General features: G+C 74.3%; 4 protein-coding genes and 1 pseudogene. All 5 read left to right on the top strand.

Translation table 11 applies throughout. The annotated features are described in order from the left end of the window. Window positions 1-58 precede the first annotated feature (58 nt). On the top strand, window positions 59-706 hold the full coding sequence (locus ACFU7Z_RS34325; RefSeq protein ID WP_049658738.1) for an NUDIX hydrolase: 648 nt from the start codon (window positions 59-61) through the stop codon (window positions 704-706). Window positions 707-923: 217 nt separating this feature from the next. Further along, window positions 924-3,119, top strand: a complete 2,196-nt coding sequence (locus ACFU7Z_RS34320; protein WP_380781871.1) for a tetratricopeptide repeat protein — start codon at window positions 924-926, stop codon at window positions 3,117-3,119. Between the two features lie 261 nt (window positions 3,120-3,380). Further along, entirely contained in the window at window positions 3,381-4,496 is a 1,116-nt protein-coding gene (ald, locus tag ACFU7Z_RS34315) for an alanine dehydrogenase (RefSeq protein ID WP_049659955.1), read from the top strand. Window positions 4,497-4,921: 425 nt separating this feature from the next. After that, window positions 4,922-5,989, top strand: a complete 1,068-nt coding sequence (locus ACFU7Z_RS34310) for a ParA family protein (RefSeq protein WP_369808367.1) — start codon at window positions 4,922-4,924, stop codon at window positions 5,987-5,989. Window positions 5,990-6,030: 41 nt separating this feature from the next. Further along, window positions 6,031-6,247, top strand: a pseudogene (locus tag ACFU7Z_RS34305) (hypothetical protein); the annotation flags it as partial.

The raw sequence follows: 6,247 nt of genomic DNA, 5'->3' as shown, positions 1-6,247 counted from the left end.
TCCCGCGGGGCCGCCGTTCGGCGTTAGATTGTGTCGTACTGACGAAAAGGGGAGAGCGATGGACGAGCAGAGCCGCCAGGGGATCGCCGACGTGGCCGAGGAGTGGGAGGTCCGGGCCGGCGGGACGCCCTTCCAGGGCAAGGTCACCGGGGTCCGCAGCGAGGAGGTCCGGATGCCCGACGGCAGCTGGGCCCGCCGCGACTACCAGACCCACCCCGGCTCGGTCTCGGTGCTCGCCCTGGACGACGAGCAGCGGGTGCTGGTGCTGCGCCAGTACCGCCACCCGGTGCGCCAGCGGCTGTGGGAGCTGCCCGCCGGCCTGCTCGACGTGCCCGGCGAGAACCCGTGGCACGCCGCGCAGCGCGAGCTGTACGAGGAGGCGTACTGCAAGGCCGGCACCTGGCGGATCCTCGCCGACTACTACACCTCCCCGGGCGGCACCGACGAGGCGCTGCGGATGTTCCTCGCCACCGACCTGGCGCCGGCCGAGGGCGAGCGCTACGCGGCCGAGGGCGAGGAGCAGGAGATCGAGGTCGCCTGGGTGCCGGTGCCGGAGCTGATCCGGCTGATCCAGGCCGGGAAGCTGCACAACCCGACCCTGGTCACCGGCACCCTCGCCGTGCACGCCGCGCTCACCGGCCCGGACGGGCTGGACGCGCTGCGCCCGGCGGACTCGCCCTGGCCGGCCCGCCCCTTCGAGGCCTGAGTCGGCCGCTCGGGGGACGGCCGGCCGCCGGGCGTTGAGTCGTTGGGGTGATTTGCGGATTCGTACGACCGGATGTCACCTCGGCTGAGCCGGACGGTCGAACTACGCTTCGCAGACAGGGCGCCCGTCCCGGGCCGCCTCCGCTGAACTCCGGAGGCCGGGCACCGGAAGCCGGGTGTCGGATGCCGAGCGCGGGATGACGTCGGGAGTGGCACGGGTGGCGAGGAAGACGGCGACGATGGACCCCGGCCCCGGCGCGCCCGCCGGGGCCGTCCCGGGCCTGGAGCGGCTGCCGGCCGCACCCACGCTGTTCGTCGGGCGGCGCGCCGAACTGGCCGCGCTGCGGGCGGCCGCCGCCCGCCCGGCGAGCGGGCGCTGCCCGGTGCTGGTGCTGGCCGGGCGCCCCGGCTCCGGACGGACCGTACTGGCCGCCCGCTTCGCCCGTACCGTCGCCGCCGACTACCCGGACGGCGTGCTGTTCGTCCGGCTGTCCGCCCCGGACGGCGGCCGGGTGCCGCCCGCCCGGGCCGCCCGGCTGCTGCTGGAGCAGCTCGACCCGCAGACCGCCGTGCCGCTGCCCGGGACGGGCGAGGACGGGCGGGACGAGCCGGGCTGCGTGGCGCTGCGCGAGGCGCTCGCCGGGCTGCGGGTGCTGCTCGTCCTGGACGACGTCCGGGACGCCGGGCAGGTGTGGCCGCTGCTCGCCGACGAGCCCGGCTGCCTGGTGCTCGCCACCACGGCCGGGCCGCTCACCGGGATCGAGGACATCGACCCGGTGATCCTCGGCGGGCTGGACCGGCAGGCCTCCGGCGAGCTGCTGGCCGACCTGGTCGGCGGCACCCGGATCTCCTGCGACCCGGTCGGCGGGGCGGACCTCGCCGAGGCCTGCGCCTCCCGACCGGCCGCGCTGCGGCTGATGGCGGGGTGGCTGCGCGGGAACCCGAAGATCGCGGTCACGGAGGCGGCGCGCGAGCTCAACCGGGTGGTGGGGGAGGAGACGGCGGTCACGGGGGCCGTCGCGGAGCCGGCCGCGGGCGGCGAGGCCGCCGCGGTTGCTTCGTCGAAGGAGAAGGAGAAGGAGAAGGGGAGGGCGCCGAAGAAGAAGGAGGGGGAGCGGGCGGCCAAGGCCTCCGGTGCCCCTTCGGCCGGGCCCGCCGGAGCGGCCGGAGCCGCCGGGCCGGGCGGGGCCGCTCGGGGCCCCTCGGGGAAGGCGGCCCCGGGGAAGCCAGCGGAGGGCCGGGCCGGTGAGCCCGCCGCGGCCGCCGCCGCGGTGACCGAGTCGGCCGGTGACCCGGCGGCCTGGGTGAAGCCCGGCCCGGAGCCGGCCGAGCCGGTGCCCGTCCCCGACAACGATCCGCTGCTCGGCGCGTTCAGCCTGCTGTACCGCGGGCTGCCGGCCGCCCAGGCGCGGATGCTGCGCACCCTCACCCTGGCCCCGGCGCAGACCGCCGACCCGCGCACCGCCTCCGCCCTGGTCGGCTGCCCGGTGCCGGACGCGGCCGCGACGCTGGCCGCGCTGGCCGAGCGGGAGCTGCTCGGCGAGGAGGCGCCGACCGCCGACGGCACCCCGCGCTACCGGGTGCCCGGGCGGCTCTACCCCCGACTGGTCCGGCTGCGCGAGCAGGAGGACCGGCCCACCGAGACCGAGCTGGCCCGGGCCCGGCTGCTGGAGCGGCTGGTCCGGCTCACCGAGTCGGCCCGCGCGCTGCTCGACCCGGCGGCCGGCCCCGGCTCCGGCCAGGACCCGCTGCCCGCCCCGCTGCGGCTGCGCTCGGCCGCGCACGCCCGCGAGTGGCTGCTCGGCGAGCGGGAGCTGCTGCTCGGCGCGGTGGCCGACGCGATCGGCCAGGGCGACCTGGACGGATCGGCCGGGCGGCTGGTCACCGCGCTGCTGCGGGCCCTGCCGCTGACCGGAGCCGCCGCCCCCACCGACCTCTACCGGCTGCACGAGCTGGTGCTGACCGTCGCCGAGCGCAACGGCCGGCCCCGCCGGGCCTCGGCCGCGCTGCTCAACCTGGGCGACCTCCAGGCCTCGGCGGGCCGCTGGGAGCAGGCCGCCGCCCACTACCGGGCCGCCCTGGAGCACGCCCGGAGGGCCGACGACGAACCGCTCTGCGCCCGGGCCCTGGAGAGCGCCGCCAACTGCCACCGGGCGCTCGGCGACGCGGTGCGGGCCGCCGACTGGTACGGCCGGGCGCTCGGCCTGCGGCAGGCGCTCGGGGACCACGCGGCCGAGGCCCGGCTGCTCGCCCGGGTGGCCGAGGCGCACACCGCGCAGCGCCGCTTCGACGAGGCCGACCGGGAGTACCGGGCCGCGCTCGCGGTGCTGCGCCGGCTGGGCGACGAGCGGGGCCTGGAGGCCGTCGGGGGCGCCCTCGCGGACCTGCGGGAACGCGTCGACGCCGGGTGGTGATGGGCCTTTCGGAGGTATTGTCGGAAGTGCCCGGTTACGACGTCTTTGGTGGGTAAGTCGCAGGGGAAGCCTACGAATCTGCCAATGTGTTCGGAAAATTTATTCACTTTGGAAGGCTGACACGCCGCCTGGGCTTCATTACACTCGAACTCAGTCGCGCAGCGATCCCGGCCCCGGGCTGTCCCGGAGGCTTCCCCACGTGCGCGTCGCCCACCGGTCTTCTCCGGTCGGGACCCCCATGGCAAGAGGACGTGTTTAGCCGTGAAGGTCGGCATCCCCCGCGAGGTCAAGAACCACGAGTACCGCGTGGCCATCACGCCCGCCGGCGTGCATGAGCTGGTCCGCAACGGACACGAGGTCTACATCGAGGACAACGCCGGTGTCGGCTCCTCGATCCCGAACGAGGAGTACGTGGCCGCCGGCGCCACCATCCTCCCCACCGCCGACGAGGTGTGGGCCACCGCCGACCTGCTGCTGAAGGTCAAGGAGCCCATCGCCTCCGAGTACCACCGGCTGCGCAAGGGCCAGACCCTCTTCACGTACCTCCACCTGGCGGCCGACCGGGCCGGCACCGACGCGCTGATCGCCTCGGGCACCACCGCCATCGCGTACGAGACCGTGCAGCTGTCGAACGGCGCGCTGCCGCTGCTCGCCCCGATGTCCGAGGTCGCGGGCCGCCTGGCCCCGCAGGTCGGCTCGTACCACCTGATGCGTCCGGCCGGCGGCCGCGGCACCCTGCCGGGCGGCGTGCCCGGCACCCACCCGGCCAAGGCCGTCGTCATCGGTGGCGGCGTCTCCGGCTGGCACGCGGCCACCATCGCCGTCGGCATGGGTTACGAGGTGACCCTGCTGGACCGCGACATCAACAAGCTGCGCGAGGCCGACCGCATCTTCGGCACCAAGGTCAAGACCATCGTCTCGAACTCCTTCGAGCTGGAGAAGGCCGTCCTGGAGGCCGACCTGGTGGTCGGCGCTGTGCTGATCCCGGGCGCCAAGGCCCCGAAGCTGGTCACCAACGAGCTGGTCTCCCGCATGAAGCCGGGCTCCGTGCTCGTCGACATCGCCATCGACCAGGGCGGCTGCTTCGAGGACTCGCACGCCACCACGCACGACGACCCGACCTTCAAGGTCCACAACTCGGTCTTCTACTGCGTGGCCAACATGCCGGGCGCCGTCCCGAACACCTCCACCTACGCGCTGACCAACGCCACCATGCCGTACGTGCTGGAGCTGGCCAACCGCGGCTGGAAGGACGCGCTGCGCCGCGACGCCGCGCTCGCCAAGGGCCTGAACGTGCACGAGGGCCAGATCACCTTCCCGGCCGTGGCCGAGGCCTTCGGCCTGGAGTCGGTCTCCCTGGAGAGCGTGCTCGCCTGAACCCCCTGACCGCCCGGCGGTCGTTCGCCCCCGACCCGATCCCTTCGGGCCGGGGGCTTCGCCGTGCCCGTGAACGGCGGGTGGATCGGGTAGGTCGCTCTGTCGTCAATATCTGTCGGTCACGTCACCCGCCCGCAGAAACGTTGGGGCCGGTGACCCGCTCATCCCTTGACAGCAGCCCGCTCGATAGTCGACACATCCTGCCCACTACCGTGGATTGTGTTGCTGCGAACGCCTTGAACGGCCTAGAGTCGCAAACCGTCGGCATGCTGCCACGCTGACGAATCGACATAGAGTCCTGGATGCCCAAGGAGGTAAGACGACTTGTGAATGAGTCGACAATTGCTCCCGGGGGTGGTCAGCCAGGACTGGCGGCGCTCACCGCCGGCCAGCCGAGTGAGGAGCCCGGGGCCCGGCAGCCCTCCGTGGGCTCGGCCGAGGTCGGCTCGGTCGCACTCCGTACTTTCGAAGCACGCCAGAACACAGCACAGGTGACCACGGTGACCGATCACGACGCCGACTTGGCGGCCTACGGCCTGGCCTACGGCGAGTTCGCCTACGGCGCCTACGACGACCCGGACGCCGAGTACGAGCCGGACCCGGAGTACGCCGCCACGCTGGCCCCCGACGCCGCGCGCCAGCGCCGCGAGCGGGTCGGCCCGACCGGCCGTCCGCTGCCGTACTTCCCGATCCCCGCGCCGGTCGCCGAGCACGGCCCCGCCCAGATCATCGCCATGTGCAACCAGAAGGGCGGCGTCGGCAAGACCACGTCGACCATCAACCTGGGCGCGGCGCTGGCCGAGTACGGCCGCCGGGTGCTGCTCGTCGACTTCGACCCGCAGGGCGCGCTCTCGGTCGGCCTCGGCGTCAACCCGATGGAGCTCGACGTCACCGTCTACAACCTGCTCATGGAGCGGGGCCTGACGGCCGACGAGGTGCTGCTGAAGACGGCGGTCCCGGGGATGGACCTGCTGCCGTCCAACATCGACCTCTCCGCCGCCGAGGTGCAGCTGGTCAGCGAGGTGGCCCGGGAGTCCGCGCTGGCGCGCGCCCTGAAGCCGCTGCTGCCCGACTACGACTACGTCATCATCGACTGCCAGCCCTCGCTGGGCCTGCTGACGGTCAATGCGCTGACGGCCGCTCACAGCGTGATCGTCCCGCTGGAGTGCGAGTTCTTCGCGCTGCGCGGTGTCGCGCTGCTGACCGAGACCATCGAGAAGGTCTGCGAGCGGCTCAACCCCGACCTGCGCCTGGACGGCATCCTGGCCACCATGTACGACTCGCGCACCGTGCACAGCCGCGAGGTGCTGGCGCGCGTCGTCGAGGCGTTCGGCGAGCACGTCTTCCACACCGTCATCGGGCGGACCGTGCGCTTCCCGGAGACCACCGTCGCCGGCGAGCCCATCACGACGTACGCGACCAACTCGGTCGGTGCCGCCGCCTACCGCCAGCTCGCCAGGGAGGTGCTCGACCGGTGCCGCCCCGCCGAGTGAGTCTCCCGGGTGCCGACGAGCTGTTCCGGACCACGGGAGGGATGGCGCTGTCGCCCTCCCTCGCGCCGCGTCCGGCCGCCGAGGCATCCAGACCGGAGACCGCGCGGACCGTCAACGGCCGACCGGACGGCGCCGAGGGCACCGAGGCCGCCCAGGGCGCCCAGGACGACCGGCAGGTGACGCCGGAGCAGCAGGCGGGCGCCTCGGTGCCGGCGCCCGCGCAGCGGTCCGGAGCGGGCGTCGGGCCCGCCGCAGGCG

The sequence above is a fragment of the Kitasatospora sp. NPDC057518 genome, from assembly GCF_042802075.1.
Taxonomy (GTDB): Bacteria; Actinomycetota; Actinomycetes; order Streptomycetales; family Streptomycetaceae; genus Kitasatospora.
This window is presented reverse-complemented; position numbering and strand designations above follow the sequence as displayed.

Coding starts and splice junctions, on each gene's coding strand:
- ACFU7Z_RS34325 (WP_049658738.1), top strand. CDS start 59: ATGGACGAGCAGAGCCGCCAGGGGATCGCCGACGTGGCCGAGGAGTGG.